This window comes from Allofournierella massiliensis (genome assembly GCF_004345265.1).
Lineage (GTDB): Bacteria > Bacillota > Clostridia > Oscillospirales > Ruminococcaceae > Allofournierella > Allofournierella massiliensis.
The window spans coordinates 1-17,579 of sequence record NZ_SLUM01000042.1; the positions used below are offsets into that span (position 1 = coordinate 1).

At 54.1% G+C, this 17,579-nt stretch carries 17 protein-coding genes and 1 tRNA gene; 11 read left to right on the forward strand and 7 right to left on the reverse strand.

What is annotated here, in order from left to right:
* Positions 1 to 72: 72 nt before the first annotated feature.
* The 7 genes from EDD77_RS16690 (at position 73) to EDD77_RS16725 (ending at position 4,751) form a co-directional block, all read left to right on the forward strand.
* A complete protein-coding gene (locus tag EDD77_RS16690; protein WP_002584984.1) occupies positions 73 to 468 on the forward strand; it encodes a replication initiator protein A in 396 nt (131 codons plus the stop codon).
* A gap of 187 nt (positions 469 to 655) precedes the next feature.
* A complete protein-coding gene (mobV, locus tag EDD77_RS16700) occupies positions 656 to 1,600 on the forward strand; it encodes a MobV family relaxase (RefSeq protein WP_132587450.1) in 945 nt (314 codons plus the stop codon).
* Between the two features lie 72 nt (positions 1,601 to 1,672).
* Complete coding sequence (locus EDD77_RS16705; RefSeq protein ID WP_002334813.1) at positions 1,673 to 1,867, forward strand: hypothetical protein; 195 nt, start codon at positions 1,673 to 1,675, stop codon at positions 1,865 to 1,867.
* Positions 1,868 to 1,967: 100 nt separating this feature from the next.
* Positions 1,968 to 3,590 (forward strand): recombinase family protein, encoded by a 1,623-nt coding sequence (locus tag EDD77_RS16710; protein ID WP_058963079.1) that lies wholly within the window; start codon positions 1,968 to 1,970, stop codon positions 3,588 to 3,590.
* 94 nt (positions 3,591 to 3,684) lie between these two features.
* Positions 3,685 to 4,086: a desulfoferrodoxin family protein gene (locus tag EDD77_RS16715; RefSeq protein ID WP_058963078.1), complete on the forward strand. Its 402-nt coding sequence runs from the start codon at positions 3,685 to 3,687 to the stop codon at positions 4,084 to 4,086.
* Between the two features lie 105 nt (positions 4,087 to 4,191).
* The gene (locus EDD77_RS16720; protein ID WP_058963077.1) at positions 4,192 to 4,521 is read left to right on the forward strand and encodes a hypothetical protein; all 330 of its coding nucleotides are present in this window, start codon (positions 4,192 to 4,194) and stop codon (positions 4,519 to 4,521) included.
* A 138-nt stretch (positions 4,522 to 4,659) separates the two neighbouring features.
* A tRNA-Ser gene (locus EDD77_RS16725) sits at positions 4,660 to 4,751 on the forward strand.
* A 358-nt stretch (positions 4,752 to 5,109) separates the two neighbouring features.
* On the opposite strand, the gene EDD77_RS16730 is transcribed toward EDD77_RS16725, so the two are convergent.
* The 4 genes from EDD77_RS16730 to EDD77_RS16745 all read right to left on the reverse strand — a co-directional run bounded on the left by EDD77_RS16730 (position 5,110) and on the right by EDD77_RS16745 (position 10,553).
* The gene (locus tag EDD77_RS16730) at positions 5,110 to 5,478 is read right to left on the reverse strand and encodes a RidA family protein (RefSeq protein ID WP_058963076.1); all 369 of its coding nucleotides are present in this window, start codon (positions 5,476 to 5,478) and stop codon (positions 5,110 to 5,112) included.
* Positions 5,479 to 5,612: 134 nt separating this feature from the next.
* Positions 5,613 to 6,878, reverse strand: a complete 1,266-nt coding sequence (locus EDD77_RS16735) for a dicarboxylate/amino acid:cation symporter (protein WP_058963075.1) — start codon at positions 6,876 to 6,878, stop codon at positions 5,613 to 5,615.
* Positions 6,879 to 6,930: 52 nt separating this feature from the next.
* Positions 6,931 to 8,100 (reverse strand): MalY/PatB family protein, encoded by a 1,170-nt coding sequence (locus EDD77_RS16740; protein WP_058963074.1) that lies wholly within the window; start codon positions 8,098 to 8,100, stop codon positions 6,931 to 6,933.
* Positions 8,101 to 8,441: 341 nt separating this feature from the next.
* Positions 8,442 to 10,553, reverse strand: a complete 2,112-nt coding sequence (locus EDD77_RS16745; protein WP_058963072.1) for a sigma-54 interaction domain-containing protein — start codon at positions 10,551 to 10,553, stop codon at positions 8,442 to 8,444.
* A gap of 215 nt (positions 10,554 to 10,768) precedes the next feature.
* Here EDD77_RS16745 and EDD77_RS16750 point away from each other — a divergent pair, with 215 nt between their 5' ends.
* Positions 10,769 to 12,055 (forward strand): L-cysteine desulfidase family protein, encoded by a 1,287-nt coding sequence (locus EDD77_RS16750; protein ID WP_058963071.1) that lies wholly within the window; start codon positions 10,769 to 10,771, stop codon positions 12,053 to 12,055.
* A gap of 119 nt (positions 12,056 to 12,174) precedes the next feature.
* On the opposite strand, the gene bcp is transcribed toward EDD77_RS16750, so the two are convergent.
* The 3 genes from bcp to EDD77_RS16765 form a co-directional block, all read right to left on the reverse strand.
* Positions 12,175 to 12,639 (reverse strand): thioredoxin-dependent thiol peroxidase, encoded by a 465-nt coding sequence (gene bcp, locus EDD77_RS16755; RefSeq protein ID WP_058963070.1) that lies wholly within the window; start codon positions 12,637 to 12,639, stop codon positions 12,175 to 12,177.
* A gap of 51 nt (positions 12,640 to 12,690) precedes the next feature.
* Positions 12,691 to 13,452 carry a peroxide stress protein YaaA gene (gene yaaA / locus EDD77_RS16760; protein ID WP_058963069.1) on the reverse strand — a complete coding sequence of 254 codons (762 nt, stop codon included), beginning with the start codon at positions 13,450 to 13,452 and terminating at the stop codon, positions 12,691 to 12,693.
* A 68-nt stretch (positions 13,453 to 13,520) separates the two neighbouring features.
* Positions 13,521 to 14,003, reverse strand: coding sequence for a GNAT family N-acetyltransferase (locus EDD77_RS16765; RefSeq protein ID WP_058963068.1), 483 nt, complete (start codon positions 14,001 to 14,003; stop codon positions 13,521 to 13,523).
* A gap of 138 nt (positions 14,004 to 14,141) precedes the next feature.
* On the opposite strand from EDD77_RS16765, the gene EDD77_RS16770 reads away from it, so the two are divergent.
* The 3 genes from EDD77_RS16770 (at position 14,142) to EDD77_RS16780 (ending at position 17,467) form a co-directional block, all read left to right on the forward strand.
* The gene (locus EDD77_RS16770) at positions 14,142 to 14,483 is read left to right on the forward strand and encodes an arsenate reductase family protein (protein ID WP_058963067.1); all 342 of its coding nucleotides are present in this window, start codon (positions 14,142 to 14,144) and stop codon (positions 14,481 to 14,483) included.
* Between the two features lie 159 nt (positions 14,484 to 14,642).
* Positions 14,643 to 16,751 carry a glycogen debranching protein GlgX gene (gene glgX / locus EDD77_RS16775; RefSeq protein WP_058963066.1) on the forward strand — a complete coding sequence of 703 codons (2,109 nt, stop codon included), beginning with the start codon at positions 14,643 to 14,645 and terminating at the stop codon, positions 16,749 to 16,751.
* 47 nt (positions 16,752 to 16,798) lie between these two features.
* Entirely contained in the window at positions 16,799 to 17,467 is a 669-nt protein-coding gene (locus EDD77_RS16780; protein ID WP_058963065.1) for a PIN domain-containing protein, read from the forward strand.
* Positions 17,468 to 17,579: the final 112 nt, after the last annotated feature.

Below are 17,579 nucleotides of genomic sequence, written 5' to 3' on the forward strand. Positions count from 1 at the left end.
CAAACCGGGGCAGGTGGTATAAAGTATCGCCCGCCCCGGAAAACGGGCTTCTAACCGTCCACAAAACACGATATGACAAACACGATTTACATTCATCAGCCGGAAAAGGCGTTCAGCTTCACCCGGCTCCCGAATTTTCTCTTTGAAGCCCCCACATTCAAGCCCCTGTCCAACGAGGCAAAGGTTCTGTACGCCTTTATCCTGCGCCGGACAGAGTTATCCCGCAAGAATGGGTGGGCGGATGACTGCGGACGGATTTTCCTGTATTACCCTATCTGTGAAGTGGTTGACCTGCTCCACTGTGGGCGGCAGAAGGCGGTGAACACCCTGCGGGAACTGCAATACGCCGGACTGGTGGAAATCCAGAAGCAGGGCTGTGGAAAACCCAACCGCATTTTCCCAAAATCCTATGAAGCGGTTCCAAACACCGACTTCAAGAAATCCCGTTCTGGTACGCCGGAGGACTGAAAACCGTACCCATGAAGTACGGAAATCACTCCCCGGAAGTACGAAAACCGGACGGTATATAGAAATACAAAGATAAAAAGATTGATTTATATTCTATCCATTCCAATCCTATCCGAGCTATTTTCTGCGGGATTTTCCCTGTGGAAAACCCCGGATAGGATAGGAAAGGAATGGGGAAAGGAGCAGAATGACACAACACGCAATTTTACGGTTTGAGAAGCACAAGGGCAACCCGGCAAGGCCGCTGGAAGCCCATCACGAAAGACAGAAAGAACAGTATGCCAGCAATCCCGACATTGACACAAGCCGGAGCAAATACAACTTCCATATCGTCAAGCCGGAGGGACGCTATTACCACTTCATTCAGAGCCGTATCGAGCAGGCCGGATGCCGGACGAGGAAAGACAGCACACGGTTTATCGATACGCTGATAACCGCCAGCCCGGAGTTTTTCAAGGGGAAATCCCCAAAGGAGATACAGGCGTTCTTCCAGCGGGCGGCGGACTTCCTCACCCACCGGGTAGGCCGGGAAAATATCGTGTCGGCGGTGGTACACATGGACGAGAAAACACCCCACCTGCATTTGACCTTTGTTCCGCTGACAAAGGACAACCGCCTGTGTGCAAAGGAGATTATCGGCAACCGGGCAAACCTGACGAAGTGGCAGGACGATTTTCACGCCTATATGGTGGAGAAATATCCTGACTTGGAGCGTGGGGAGAGTGCCAGCAGGACAGGCCGGAAGCATATCCCCACCCAGCTTTTCAAACAGGCGGTTTCCCTCTCCAAACAGGCCAGAGCCATTGAAGCCACACTGGACGGCATGAACCCGCTGAACGCCGGAAAGAAAAAAGAGGAAGCCTTTTCCATGCTGAAAAAGTGGTTCCCGCAGATGGAGAACTTCTCCGGGCAACTGAAAAAGTACAAGGTCACAATCAATGACCTGTTGGCGGAGAATGAGAAGTTGGAAGCAAGGGCAAAGGCCAGTGAAAAAGGCAAGATGAAAGATACGATGGAACGGGCAAAGCTGAAAAGCGAACTGGACAATTTACAGCGGCTGGTTGACCGTATCCCGCCGGATATACTGGCGGAACTGAAACGGCAGCAGCGGCACACGGTAAAGGAAAGGTGATAGATATAAGCAGAAATTTTCGCCGCCCCTGTGCGGCATTGTACCTTGAAAACTGAATATGGAGGACACTGGATGGCAAAAAGCGAAAGCGATATTTTTACGCCCCGGACAGGGCAGGTCATACAAGCAGAGAACGGCACGCAGTATTTTGTATGTGGGAACAACCGTATAAAAATCTCCGAACACTTCGCCGCAGGCGGGAAGCCCCTCGGTGATCTGATTGTAGATGTGGTGCGGCACACCGCAGAAAAAGCCGCTTCAACCTGATAGCCCATCATTGATAACACGCCCACGCTTATGATATAATTGCCATAGAGCAAAAGTATTGTAAGCGTGGGTTGTTTCTTTAGAAGGAGGATTTTTAACGGTGAAACAACCTTACAATACTACGATTTACAACACGGCGCTTTATATGAGATTGAGCCGGGACGATGAAAACTATGGTGACAGCGTAAGCATTGAAACACAGCGGACAATCCTGCAACAGTACGCAAAGGAACAGGGGCTTCATGTAGTCGGTGAGTATGTGGACGATGGCTGGTCGGGGACGAACTTTGAACGCCCGGATTTTCAGCGCATGATGGACGATGTGGAAGCCGGAAAAGTAAACTGCATTGTTACGAAAGACCTGTCCCGTTTCGGGCGGGAACATGTGATGATGGACTACTATCTGGAATTTCTGTTCCCGGAGAAACGGGTGCGCTACATCGCCGTTGCAGAGAATGAGGACACAGAGAAAGGGCTTTCCGATTTTGTCCCGTTCAAAAACCTGTTCAATGAATGGTTTGCGAAAGATACAAGCCGCAAGGTAAAGGCCGCTTTCAAAGCAAAGTTTGCCACAGGACAGCGTATCGGCGCCTATGCTCCCATCGGGTACAGGAAACACCCGGAAATCAAAAACAAGCTGATAATCGACGAGGAAACCCGCTGGATAGTGGAGAAGATTTTTGACCTTGCCGTTCATGGCCGGGGAGCCGCCAGCATTACACGGATTTTGGTCGAAGAAAAAGTACCTACTCCCGGCTGGCTGAATTTCCAGAGATACGGCACTTTCGCAAATATCTATGCCGGAGCGCCGGAGGAAAAAAGCTACGCATGGACGATAGCCCAGGTCAAGAGCATTATGAAAGATGAAACCTATATCGGCCATACCATCCACTACCGGGAAACGAACATTTCCTTTAAGAACAAACGGAGGGTACGCAAGCCCCAAAGTGAATGGGTGCGGGTGGAGAACACGCAGGAGCCGATTATCAGCGAACAGGTTTTCCGGCAGGTACAGGAGCAGATAGCAAACCGCCGTAGGAAGTGCAAGGATGGTACAACACAGATTTTTTCCGGATTGGTAAAATGTGCGGATTGCGGCTGGTCGCTGTCCTATGGGGAGAACAGGCAGAACAGCAAGCCTTACGGCCATTATCATTGTAGCAAGTACGGACAGGGCACACGCCAATGCTCCATGCACTATATCCGCTATGATGTGCTTTACGCCTATGTCCTCTCCCGTCTGCAATACTGGTCGGGGCTGGTACAGCATGATGAAGAACGGCTCTTGAAGCGGCTGTTAAACGCCAATGACAAGGGACAGGCCGCCGCAAGAAAGAAGCAGGCCGCCGAACTGAAAAAGGCAGAAAAGCGGAAATCCGAAGTTGATACCCTGTTTGCCCGGATGTATGAGGACTGGGCGGTGGGGCGTATCACAGAATACAACTTCTCTATGCTGTCCGGGAAGTACCAGAGCGAACAGGCTGAACTGGACGAAAAGATTGAACAGCTTCAATCCGCTATCGCCACTGAAAGCCAGAACGCCGCAGACGCAGAAAAATGGATTGCCTTGATGAAAGAGTGCGTCAATCCAACAGAACTGACCGCCGAACTTTTGAATACGCTGATTGAAAAAATCGTTGTCCATGAAGCGGTCAAAGGTGAGGACAGAAGCCGGGAACAGGAGGTAGAAATCTTCTACCGCTTTATCGGCAAAATTGATTGAATGATACCAATATCTTTAACTATGTGATACCGGAAAAGGTCTGCCGGATATCACGCTGCTCGAGCCTCTTGCAGCGGCATTGGGGGTAAGCCTGATGGAGTTGCTTTCCGGGGATCAGATCTGCAACAATAACCGGGCGGCGAACATGCAGCGCACGGTGTTTTATGTCTGCCCTGTTTGTGGCAATGTGATTCCTGCCGCCGGGCAGGCAGCCATCAGCTGCTGCGGTATTCCGCTGCCGCAGCTGGAGCCGGAGGAAATGAGCGGGGAGCATACGGTGCAGATAGAGGCTGTGGAGGATGAGCAGTTTGTCACATTGGAACATCCCATGAGCAAAAGTCACTTTATTTCGTTTGTCGCGTGGGTGTCGGGGGATCGAGTAGAGCTGGTCAAACTGTACCCGGAAGGAAACGCCCAGTGCCGGCTGCACATGAGAGGGCATGGTTACCTGTATGTGTATTGTAACCGGCATGGGCTGATGCGCAAAAGACTGTAACATTCCGGCCACAGAGAAAGGCTTTTCACAAAAAGCAGAGAAGGGCATATAGTGGGATAACCAACACCAAGGTGTGGGGAATACACATCACGGAGGTAATGAACCATGTCTATGCCCAGTATTGCACGCGATCCCGATCCCGTCACCATGCACCAGGCAATCACTGACCTGCTGGAAAGCATCGCCCTGGAGGAAACGGCCATGAGCCACATCCTGAACGCAGAAGGCGAGAAACTGCAGAAAGCCATTGCCATGGAGGACATCGACTTCTGCCAGCTGATGGAGGTCAATGAGTCGGTGGCCAATATGGTCAATGTGATCGGTGGTCTGGAAAACATTCTGAAGGATAAGCTGGAGTTCGTGGCCAATAACCTGTACTATCCCAATTGCGGCTGTGATGACGGCTGCAATAACAACGGCTGCGGCAGCTGCTGATTCATTCGCGCCCCGCACCGGGAGGACTGGTTTCCCCGGTGCGGGATTTTTTATTGAAAATTTGTACTTCAGGTGTTGACAAGCGCCGAAAAATCCGGTATGATATACAAGCGCCGTTAAGCGCGGCAAAAAATACATGGAAAGATGGCTGAGCTGGTCTAAGGCGCACGACTGGAAATCGTGTGTGGGCCATAAACCCACCGAGGGTTCGAATCCCTCTCTTTCCGCCAGAGAAATCCGTAAGCTGAGAGGCTTGCGGATTTTTTTCGTTCAAAAAAGATTTTGCCGGGGATTCGAACCTGAAAGGGTGATCGCCGTGAAGGAAAGCTGCCAGTGGCAGGTTTTCAGGCGATCTGCGCGCCGGAACTATGCCCCAAGCGCGGGAAGCCTTGCGCAGCAAAGATTCCCAAATACCCCTCTTTCCGCCAGAAAAATCCCGGTAGAATGCGGTTCTGCCGGGATTCTTTTCGTTCAGGTACACACAAAGGTACACATGGGAAAACGGCGGAACAGGAGGGACACTTCGCAATTGTACCGTCACAGAGAAAAAGCCCCCGACGCTACAGTCGGGGGCTTTGTTAGCCTTGATTACTTCTCAGCAATGGCTTCAATCTCGCACAGAGCGCCCTTGGGCAGATCCTTCACAGCTACGCAGCTGCGGGCGGGCTTGGAGGTGAAGTACTTGGCATACACTTCGTTAAAGGCAGCGAAGTCGCTCATGTTAGCCAGGAAGCAGGTGGTCTTGACGACCTTGTCCAGGCCGGAGCCGGCAGCTTCCAGAATGGCGCCCACGTTCTTGCAGCTCCACTCAGCCTGAGCAGCGATGCCTTCGGGCATGGTGCCGGTAGCGGGATCAACCGGCAGCTGGCCGGAGGTGATCACCAGGTCACCCACCACAAAACCCTGAGAGTAGGGGCCGATGGCGCCGGGAGCGTTCTTGGTATCAATGATAGTCATGGGAAAAAGCCTCCTTAAAGAATTGATGCGTGCAGCAGTGGCTACATACAAAAGATGTAGAGCTGCTAAACTATTTATACTATATCAACTTTTTACAAGAAATTCAATGGGCGGAAAACAAAAAATGCAAAAAGTTAAGCAGCTTCACCTTTCTCCTTTACCACTTTCACAAGCCAGTCCTTGCCTTCGACCATGCGGGCAACCATCATGGAAGCGATGGTATCGCCGGAAGCGTTCAGGCAGGTGGCAGCGGGGTCAAACAGGAAGCCCAGAGTGGCGATCAGGGGGAATGCCTCGGCGGGGAAGCCAAACATGCTTACGATCAGCATCTCGCCAACCAGGCCGCCGCCAGGTGCACCGGACAGCACGAAGGCAGACAGAATTGCCACCACAATGGCCATGGCATAGGTGCTCGCACCGGTGAAGGACATGTTGAACACGCCGAACAGGAATGCAATTTTGGTAATGGAGCTCAAAACGGAGCCGTCCATGTGCATGGTGCAGCCCATGGGAAGAACCAGATCGCTCACGTCTTTGGGAACGCCGATCTTATCGCAGGTTTCCTTATTTACAGGCAGGGTGGCAGCGGAGCTCTGAGTGGCAAAGGCAGTTACTGCGGGGGTAAAAATGTATTTCAGCATCCGCTTTACACCCAGCTTGCCGGCAGCAAAGAAGGCATACAGGGGGAAGAATACCACCACATACAGCAGGCACAGGGGATAGTAAACCACCATGGAACGGCCGTAGTCACCAATGATCTGAGGGCCGTACTCGGCAACCAGATTGGCAAAATATGCGCCCAGACCGATGGGGGCAATGGCCATGATCAGGCCGATAAACTTCATGATGACTTCATTCAGGTTGGCAAGCAGCTTACCCACCGGGCTTTCATCGCCACCGCAGGCGGAAACGCAGAAGCCGAACAGGATGGCAAAAATGATCAGAGGAAGCATGTGATCCTTGCTCAGCAGGCCGGAGAAATCATCCACGGTAAGAGAGCCGACGATCATGTCGCTCACACTCTGCATTTCGCCCATTTCGCTGGTGCCCATCTGGATATTGGTTCCGGCAGAGGGGCTGAACAGATTGACCCATACCAGCACGCAGACGCCTGCAATGGCGCCGGTGGCAAGAAAGCTGAAAATGGTGCTGCCCAGAATCTTGCCCAGGCGTTTCATATTGGCCATGCTGCCCACAGCGGAAGCGATGGACACAAACACCAGAGGCACAACGATGGTGAACATCAGGTTCAGGAAAATCTGCCCCACAGGCTTGAGGGTCTGACCCAGGCTGGGGGAGACCACGCCGATGATGGAGCCGATAGCAATGCCGCCCAGCAGCAGGATGGGAAGCTTGTACTGCTGCCACAAGGACGATTTCTTGGTGGTAGTGTTAGACATGATGATTCTCCTTTTCCTTTATCGCCCCGTCCGCACGAGGCGTTATTCCTGTTTATAATGCTTTCACAGCCTTTTCCAGCTGTTTCATGGCCTGTTCCAGAACCTTGCGGGAGCAGGCGGCGTTCAGACGCATGAATCCGTTCAGGCTGCGCCCGAAGCCCCAGCCCTCGTTCAGGCCAAGCCCGGCCTTTTCGATCATGAAACGACGCAGCTCCTCATTGCTCATGCCCAGCTCCCGGCAGTCCAGCCAGACCAGATAGGTGGCATCCGGCAGATTGGGTTTGATCTGCGGAATGTGAGCGGCGCAGTAATCCCGGATGAAGTTGAAATTCCCGTCGATGTATTCCAGCAGCTGATCCAGCCACTCCTCACCCTCGTTGAAGGCGGCTTCCATGGCGGTCAGGCTGAAGGCGTTGTTGCGGTGGATATCCATGTTCATCCAGGCTTTGTCATACAGTTCCTTCATCCGCATATTGGGGAAGACGGTGGTGGAAGCCTGAAGGCCTGCCAGATTGAAGGTTTTGGTACCGGAAATGCAGCTGATTACTTCGCCGGCAACCTGCTCAGACAGGCTGGCGGTGGGGATATGGGTTTTGCCGTGGAACACCAGATCCGAGTGGATCTCGTCCGAAACCATCAGCACGCCGTATTTACGGCACAGATCGGTCATGCGGGTCAGTTCCTCGCGGGTCCATACGATACCCAGAGGATTGTGAGGGCTGCAAAGCAGGAACATGCTCACCTGAGGCAGCTTGGCTTCAAAGTCTTCCCAGTCCACGGTCCATTTGCCGTCCTTTTCCACCAGCTTGTTTTCCACCACAGTGCGGTTCCAGGCTTCGGTCACATCGTAGAACTCACCATAAACCGGGGTCTGAATCAGCACTTTACTGCCTTCCGGGGTGAACAGCTTTACCAGCATGCTCAGTGCGGGCACAACGCCCAGGCTCCAGCTTACCAGACTGCGATCGATGGTCCAGCCATGGCGGCGCTGCTGCCAGTTGCAGATGGCTTCAAAGTAGCTGGCCGGGCGGCTGGTGTAACCCCAGATGCCTTCCTGTGCACGGGCGGTTAAAGCGTCGATCACCGGCTGAGGCGACTTGAAGTCCATATCCGCGATCCACAGGGGGATTACCTTGTCGGTGCCGAACTTCTTGATTCGTTCATCGTATTTGGCGGCGTTGTTCTTGCTGCGGTCCACAACAGTATCAAAATCGTATTTCATGTGTCAGTTTCCTGCCTTTCTGTCTGGGCGCTGGCCCACGTTTCTTTGCCCAAGTTATAGCAAGAGGCATGCCAAGAAGGAAAAAATGAACTGTGTTGTGCTTCGTTTCAGCGTTTTCACGGTTTCACGGGGATTCCTTGCAGCAAGTTGCCAAAAAGTTCTTGGAACAAAAGGAATTCACGGAAAAGGAAAAACAGACCGGCCCGCGAAAAATGGTTCGGGGCCGGTCTGTGCTACCTTATATAAAAGGAGGATCGTGTGAGCAATTTGCTTAAAAAACAGATTTAATTGGTCAAAAGCTGTGGTTATATGGTCTAATTTGGTCGAGCTGTATAAAATGGTTACAACTGGTTGGAAGATGTGTGATCCGCCAGCAGCCGCAGCCCCTCTTCGGTGAGGTGACTGCCACCGCGCCCCCGTTCAATCTGCAGATATCCGGCCTGCGCCAGCTCCCGCATCAACCGGCGAACCTGCTGTTGTGAAAGGGGGCGGGCCATCTGCCGGGCGCCGGCGAGGATGGTATCCCGCCCGGCGGAACGCCCCTGACGGGCAGCCTGATGAATCAGCTGCAGAACCAGCCATTGGTCCTCCTCCAGCGGAGCGGGTGCCGAAAGCGGGAAAGTAAGGGAAGAAGGGGAACTGTCTGCCACGCTGACGGGCTTTTCATTGTGGGGAACCGCTGTTTCAGAAGGCAGATAGTGAAAGGTGGGGGGAAGGTCTGCCGGTGTAATTACCTGACTGCCGGTATAGCTGAAATATTCCACCACATTGCGCAATTCCCGAATATTGCCCCGCCACTGGTGCGCCAGAAGCATCTGCTTCAGTTCAGGAGAAAGTGTGAATTCCACTCCGCTTTTCTGGCGGAAATGCTCGATGAGCAAAAGCAGGTCGCCTTCCCGCTGACGCAGAGGAGGAATAAGGGCAGGCAGCGTGTTCAGCCGGTAATACAGATCCCGGCGAAAACTGCCCTCCTCCACACGCTGTTCCAGATCTTCGTTGGTGGCAGCAACGATGCGCACATCCACCCGGATGATCTGATTTCCGCCCACCGGCATGATCTCATGCTCCTGTAGAACCCGAAGCAGTTTGCATTGCAGTGCCGGGCTCATCCCCTCCACTTCGTCCAGAAACAGGGTGCCCTGATGGGCAAATTCAAACAGGCCGGGTTTGCCGCCCCGGCGGGCTCCGGTAAATGCGCCGTCCGCATAGCCAAACAGCTCGCTTTCCAGCAGATTTTCCGGCATGGCAGCGCAGTTAATGGCCACAAAAGGCCCCTGTGCCCGCGGAGATGCGTTATGCACGGCATGGGCGAACAGTTCCTTACCGGTACCTGTTTCGCCAATGAGAAGCACCGGCAGAGGTGTGGCTGCCATCTTTTTCAGAATCTCAACGGTTCGCCGGATGGCGGGGGAGCGGCCAATTACATTTTCAAAGGTATATTTTGCCCGGTATCCCTTGGGGCTCAGCTGGCTGCGCAGTTCGTTCTGCTTCTGCTCTGCATCACTGAAGCGCTGCACGGTGGCGAATGCGCCCAGGCATACCCCGCTTCGCAATACCGGGGCTACGGTTACCGTCAGGTTGGTGCCGCCGGCCCGAACAACCTTGGCGGGAATCGCTTCCTTGCTTTTCAGGCATTGTTTAAAGGGGATAAAAGGATACACTTCGCTGGCCCGGCGGTGCAGCGCAAGGCGATTGCTGACCTGTGTGATCTGCTCCATTTTTTTGTTGCAGGCAAACACCTCGCCCTTTTCGTTTACCCCCACAAGCCCTTCGTCCAGAATTTCCATCAAGATATCAAACTGGCTTTCCAGGCGGCGGCTGCGGTTGAAGAGTCGGTCAAAGCTGTAGGTGTTGGTGGCCACGATCTCCTGATAATGCTGGAAGCGGGGCGTTTCCAGAAGATCCTCCAGCCCCAGCTTCAATGCAGCTTCGGTCATGGTGGCACTGGTGCAGACGCGCTGGCCGATATCAATGATTTCCTTTGCTCCCTCAGGTACATATCGCTGCTCACTGGGCGTGATTACAAAGTCGTACAGGTTCATGTCCGGGCTTGGGCAGCCCGGGTGATACAGATCAAATTGCAGCTGGTTTACCCCAAGCTGGTTCAGACGGCTGACCGCTTCCCGGCTCATCTTGTCGCTCAGGTTAACAAACAGAACCCGGCTTCCGGCGGGCAGCTTTTGCAGCCGGCGAATCACATCCCACAAAAAAGTAAGCTCAATCTCGGTGATCTCCGCATCCAGAGGAAGATACTGCCGCAGATCGCTGCCGGATTCGAAGGCGTCGGTGGAGGTCATGTACAGGTCATAGCGTCGATGGGGTAACTGGTTTACGGAACCATCCCGTACGCTGTATACCTGCACACTTACCTGATCTCCGAACAGATCCTTTACCTGCTTGCCGTAAAACCGCCCGGCAAGCGGATCCCAGGAAATTATCGCAATGTTCTTCATGAATTCTTCTCCTGCAACCAATTTGCTTAACCAAATAAACCAATTTTAATTCCATTTTTAACCCGTTACAGTAAACTTGTCAAGGGGGAAAATTCCTCCTGTCGCATTTTTTGTCGTTCAGGGCAGGTTGGCATGAATCTTGCTATAATTGGGGCAGAAGGAACAACGCCGCGCCGAAGCGGCAGTACATAACAGGAAAAAGGAGTGCAAATCAAATGCTTACAAAACAGGAAATGCTGGATCTTCTTCATCAGGAAGTTGTGCCTGCGCTGGGCTGCACCGAACCGGTGTGTGTGGCGCTGGCCGCCGCGGATGCCTATCATGCCATTGGCGGGCAGATCGTATCGGTGAAAATGAAAGTGAACCCGGGGGTTTACAAAAACGGCATGTCGGTGGGTATTCCCGGATTTGACCGTGTGGGTTTGAAGTATGCCGCTGCCCTGGGTGCCTGTCTGGGCAATCCGGAGAAGGGCCTGCAGCTGCTGGAGGAGATCACCCCCATTGTGAGCAAGGAAGCCACCCGGCTGGTGGAGGAAAAGCAGGTGAGTGTGACCATCGCAGAAGAGGAAACTCAGCTGTTTGCCCACGCGGAGGTAATCACCACCCGGGGCATTGGCATCAGCACAATTCGCGATACCCATTCCAACATTGTTTACACCAGCGCAAACAATCAGGTGCTGTTTGAAAAGGAATATACGCTGGGCGGCGAGGATGAGCTGCACGAGAAGCTGAAAACCATGACCGTCGCTCAAATTCGGGAACTTGTGGACAGCGCCACCGAAGAGGAGCTGGCCTTTATGATGGATGGCGCCGAGATGAACGAAAACCTGGCGGATTACGGCCTGGAAAACCGGCTGGGCATTGGCATTGCCGATACGCTGAAATCTCAGCTGAAGGGAGCCATGGGCGACAATCTGTTCAGCAATACCATGGTTCGTGTGGCATCCAGCGCCGAGGGACGCATGTCCGGCTGCCCCTATGCGGTTATGAGCAGCGCCGGCAGCGGCAACCACGGCATTACCGCCATTATTCCGGTTGTGGAAATGGCAAAGCACCTGAATGCAAGCCGGGAAGCGACTGTAAAGGCATTGGCCTTTTCACACATGCTGAACGTTTACATCAAGCTGTTTACCGGCAAACTCAGCGCCACCTGTGGCTGTGGTGTTTCCGCCGCGGCCTCTGCTTCTGCAGCCATGGTCTGGCTGATGGGCGGCAACGATGCCCAGATGGGCGCGGCCATCATCAACATGAGCGGCAACCTGACCGGTATGATCTGCGACGGCGGTAAGATCGGCTGCGCATTGAAGCTGGCCACCGCATCCAATGCGGCACTCATGAGTGCCTATCTGGCCATGGGTGGCGTTGTGGTCAGCGCCAGCGACGGCATCTGCGATACCACCCCCGAAAAGGCCATCCGTAATATGGGCCGCATCAGCAACCCCGGCATGACGGCTACCGACAAAACCATTCTGGACATCATGATGGAAAAAGATCGGGGCTAAACCTTCTTTTGATTATTTCTTTTCCTTTCTCTCTTCTCATAAGAAAAACTGCCGCACCGGTATTTGCTGGTGCGGCAGTTTTTCGTTTATCAAAGAATTTGCGGGAATATGGGGAGCGATTAGCCTTCCTGCTCCAGCAGAGTCAGCAGTTCCCCCGCATTTTCGTCCGGCTTGACCTTTTCCTTGGCCCAGCGGATCACGCCTTCCTCATCAATCAGATAGGTGGTGCGAACCACACCCATGCTCACCTTGCCGTAGAGCTTTTTCTCTTTCCACACATCATAAGCCTGAATGGCCTGCAGCTCCGGGTCAGAAAGCAGCACAAAGGGCAAATCATATTTCTGAGCAAATTTCAGGTGGGAGGCAACGCTGTCCTTGCTCACACCGATCACCACGGTATTCTTTGCGGAAAAATCCTGATAACGGGTGGCAAAGGCGCAGGCCTGGCGGGTGCAGCCGGGGGTGTTATCCCGGGGATAGAAATACAGTACAACCTTTTTGCCCTTGAAATCTGCAAGGCTGACGGCGTTTCCGTCCTTGTCGTTGAGGGTAAAAGCAGGGGCCTGAGTTCCGATTTGCAGCATAAACAATCGCTCCTTTTTGTTTTTAATGGGAAAATAAATGGTCAAAATTGGTCAGTCAGACTTCCAATTGGGATCCTGGATAAACACCAGATGATCCGGTGAAGAATATTCCGGAGAATACGCAAAACCGAACCGACAGAAGGAACGCAGTTCTTCCGGAGTCCGGCAATTCTGTTCGGCCGCGTGGCGTACCATTGCACCACGGGCCATCTTGGCGAAGGTTGCCTTTTCCTTCAGTTTACCGCCAACCTCCTGAGCAAAGGTTACCTGCACCCGCCGTACGGAAACGGGAAGTCGGTTCAGTATACATTTGCTGTATTCTTTGGAGGCCAGATCCACCACACAGTCGGTTTCCACGGCCAGTGCATCTGCCAGCTGGCTGCCCCAGAATTCGTACAGTGTTTTGCAGCGAAATCCCACCGGTTTTGCCTGCATCTCCAGCCGGTAGGGAGTCACGCCGTCCAGCGGGCACAGCAGACCGTACAGGCCGGAAAGAATTCGCAGATGTTCCTGCACATAGTCAAGCTCCTCTTCGGTGAATACTCCGGGGGCCATGTACTGATACTGGATGCCTTCGTAGGCAAACAGCGCGGGAGTCAGTGAACGGTGCAGATCCATCTTCTGCAGTCGTTCAAAGTTTGCCTCTGCCAGCGCATCGCTGCAGTTCCAGAGAGCCTTGCAGGCGGCGTAGTCCAGGCTTTGCAGATAGTTCTTCAATTCCTCGGCCTGCTCCAGAAAGCGGGGCAGAGCCTGCGGAGCGAACGTATCGGTATCCACATTCATGGTTTTTGCAGGGGAGATGATGAACTTCATGGCAGAGCCTCCTTTTGGTTCTTAATTTTAACAGAGCGCCGCGACTTCGGATGTTGCCGTGGCAAAATTCAGAAGCGAAGCCGCATGTCGTACCAGACCGCGCCTCCGTGCTGGGAGGCGGAAATGCCCTCATTTTCAAAGCCGAACCGGCGATAAAAATCCAGCAGTTCCTGTTTGCAGGTAAGCACCACGCCCCGGCGCCCCTGCGCACGGGCATCTTCGATCATCTGGCGCATCAGTGCGCTGGCATAGCCTTTGCCCTGAACAACCGGGTGGGTTTCCACCCCGAAGAGCATCTGCCAGGCGCCCTGTTCGTTGTGCAGACCGGCATCCTCAAACATTTCGTCCTGCAAAAGGGGAGCGTCGCTCACACATCCGTTCACACAGGCTACAATCTCCCCGTTTTCTTCCGCAATCCAGAAATGCTCCGGGAAAACAGCAAGCCGCTGGGAAAAGGCGGCCCGGGTAGCGGCTTCCTCGGGCGGAAAGCATTGCTGCTCCAGCTTGTCCAGCGCGTCCAGATCGGCGGGGTAGGCATGTCGAATGGTCATAACAGGTCATCCTTTCGGCTGAGATATTGATACCAGTATACTACAAAACGGCGGCAAGAGGCAGACCCCCGCACCGCTTTTCCGGGAGCTGTGGTATAATTGATTCATGCAACGATACAAAAACAGGGAGAGCAAACCATGAATATTCAGATTTTTGGCACCAACAAAAGCTTTGACACCAAAAAGGCCCAGCGGTGGTTCAAGGAGCGGGGCATCAAATTCCAGATGATCGATCTGAAGGAAAAAGGAATGAGCCGGGGCGAGTTTGATAACGTCTGCCGCGCACTGGGCGGCTGGCAGAGTATGGTGGACGAAACCGCAAAAGACAAGGACACGCTGGCCCTGCTTCGCTTTCTGGCGCCGGAGCAGCAGGCAGACAAACTGTTTGAAAACCAGCATCTGATTCGCCAGCCCATTGTGCGCAACGGACGGCAGGCTACGGCGGGCTACTGCCCGGAGATCTGGCAGAATTGGGAGTGATCGGTTTGAGCACCGGAATACTTTTGATGTTTCGCACAAGGAACCGTAAGGTTTCTTGGCAGTTTCGCTGTTCCATTTTGAGTCCGGATTTTGGTATCATGAAAGAAAAGGGCCTGCTGTGAAAAAACACACAGGCCCAAGGCGAGAGGGGGAATACTCATGTCCAGAACGCCCAATTCCGGGTCCCTGCTTCCGGGGCGGCTGCATGCCACCGGTGAAGTAAACGGCTTTCAGATTCGTCCGGGGCTGTTTTTATCCAATGGGGCCACACTGGTGCCGGGCGGCGTCAGCTTCACCATCCATTCCTTCAACGGCACCTCCTGTGAGCTGTGCCTGTTCCATCAGGCCGACCAGGAGCCTTTTGCAGTGCTGCCTTTTCCGGAAGAATGCCGAATGGGTGGCACTTATTCCATGATTGTGTTTGATCTGGATATTCAGGACATTGAATATGCCTACCGGATAGACGGCCCCAACGATCCCGCCCGGGGATTGATTTTCGACCGAACCAAATTCCTGCTGGATCCTTATGCCCGTGCAGTGACGGTGCAAAGCATCTGGGCTGGCGGTGAACGGCTGGGCCGCACCTACCATGCCCGGGTTGTGGAGGATACGTTCGACTGGGGAACCTTCCACAATCCCCGTATTCCGTTTTCCGACATGATCGTTTATGAGATGCATGTGCGCGGATTTACTCAGCATGGCAGCTCTCAGGTTAAATTTCCGGGCACCTTTGCGGGGCTGGAGGAAAAGATCCCCTATCTTCTGGAGCTGGGCGTCAATGCAGTGGAGCTGATGCCTGTGTTCGAGTTCGACGAAAAGGCGGAGGAGCGGGTGGTCAACGGCCAGAAGCTGCGCAATTACTGGGGCTACAACCCCATCTGCTTTTTTGCGCCCAACATGGACTACACCGCGGAGCCGGAGCTGAACCGTGAAAGCACCGAGCTCAAGCGGCTGATTCGCAGCCTGAACGAAAACGGCATCGAAGTCATTCTGGACGTGGTGTTCAACCATACCGCTGAAGGCGACGAGACCGGCCCCTTCTTTTCCTTCAAGGGGCTGGACAACAACATTTACTACATGCTCACGCCGGATGGCCGGTATTACAATTTCTCCGGGGTGGGCAATACCCTGAACTGCAACCATCCACAGGTGCGCCAGTTTATTCTGGACTGCCTGCGCTACTGGACGGTGGAATACCGGGTGGATGGCTTCCGTTTTGATCTGGCTTCCATTCTGGGGCGGGATGAAACGGGCAGCCCGCTGTCCAAACCGCCGCTGCTGGAAAGTCTGGCATTTGACCCGGTGCTCAGCCATGTGAAGCTCATCGCGGAGGCGTGGGATGCGGGCGGCCTGTATCAGGTAGGCAGTTTCCCGTCCTGGAACCGGTGGAGCGAATGGAACGGCAAATACCGGGATGATCTGCGCAAATTTCTGAAAGGCGATGCAGGCATGGCCGAGGCGGTCGTGCAGCGCATCTGCGGCTCGCCGGATCTCTATCCGCCGGACAAGCGCCCCAACGCCACGGTGAATTTCATCACCTGCCACGACGGCTTCACGCTGTATGATCTGTACGCCTACAATACAAAGCACAACGAGGCCAACGGCTGGAACAACACCGATGGCTTTGACGATAACAACAGCTGGAACTGCGGGGAGGAAGGCCCCAGCCAGAACCCGGCGGTGAATGCACTGCGGGATCGGCTGCGCAAAAATGCCCTGACCGTGCTGCTGTGCAGCCGGGGCGCGGCCATGTTCCTGGCAGGGGATGAATTCGGCAACAGCCAGAACGGCAATAATAATGCCTATTGTCAGGACAACGAGATCTCCTGGCTGAACTGGGAACAGCTGGAACGGAACCGGGAGTTCTTTGATTTTACCCGGCGCCTGATCGCACTGCGCAAGGCTCATCCGGTGCTGCGGGCAGCCACTGCGCCCAGCCGCTGCGGTTGGAAGGATCTTTCGCTGCACAACAATGGCAAAGCCTGGAACAGTGAGTTTCTGCCCGAGACACGCCAGATCGGCGTGTTGTTCGCCGGCAGAGATGCGGCCGATGAAAACGACGATATTCTGTTGCTGGCGCTGAACATGCACTGGGAACCCCATACGCAGCAGCTGCCCGCTCCGCCTCAGGGCTTTTGCTGGCATCTGGTGCTGCACACCAGCGAGGAGAATCCCTTTGCACCTGCTGGCTTCAACGGAGTTTCGCTGGAGATGGGGCCCCGCAGTGCGGCGGTGTTCCGGCTGATCCCTCCGGGCGGTGCAATTTGATGCAGGCGGGAAAATGGTGTATACTATACCATTGAGGTGAAAAAACAATGGCAACTTATCTGGTTGATACCGAGAATGTGGGCACCGCCTGGCTTGCCGTGGCGGAACAGATGCGCCCCGAAGATAAAATGTGTGTGTTCGCTTTTTCCGGCGACGCAAAGCTGAGCATTAACTTTTCCATGCTGGAAACCTGCATGCGGGCTTCCGGTCAGATTGAGATCGTGTGGTGCGGCGAGAAGGTACACACCAAAAACGCAATGGATTTTGCCATTGCATCCTATGTGGGTCTGTGTGCTGCCAACGGAGAAAGACAGATTTATATTGTCTCCAACGACAGTGATTACGAGGTGCTGTCCGGTTTCTGGGCACAGCGGGGCGTGATGGTGGAAAAACTGGCAGTCGGTCAGGGTTATGCCAACGCCAAAGAAATTGCCTCCCGCAAGGTGGAACCGGCGCGGGAGCCGGAGCTGAATCCCCGGAAAAAGCGCATCCGGGTGCTGCTGAACGGTGACAATGAAGCCGCCGAGCTGGTTTATCGGGTATGCGAAACCATTCCCGAAAATGCCAAGAAAAAGGGCAAGCGCTTTTTGGAGGCACTGGAAAAGGAACCCCGCTTCAAAAAGATGGCAGAGAAGAAGAAAAAGAGCATCGTGGAAAAGGCCAACGGTGTCACCGGCATCTACTTTGACCGGCAGGAAAAGCTGCGGGAGCCCTGAGGCGCTTCCCGGCCAGACAGTCAAAACCACCGGCTGAGCCGGTGGCTTGAGTAAGCCCTAGAAGGGCATAATACTAGCAAAGCCCCTTAAGGGGCCACGAATGGGTCTGCCA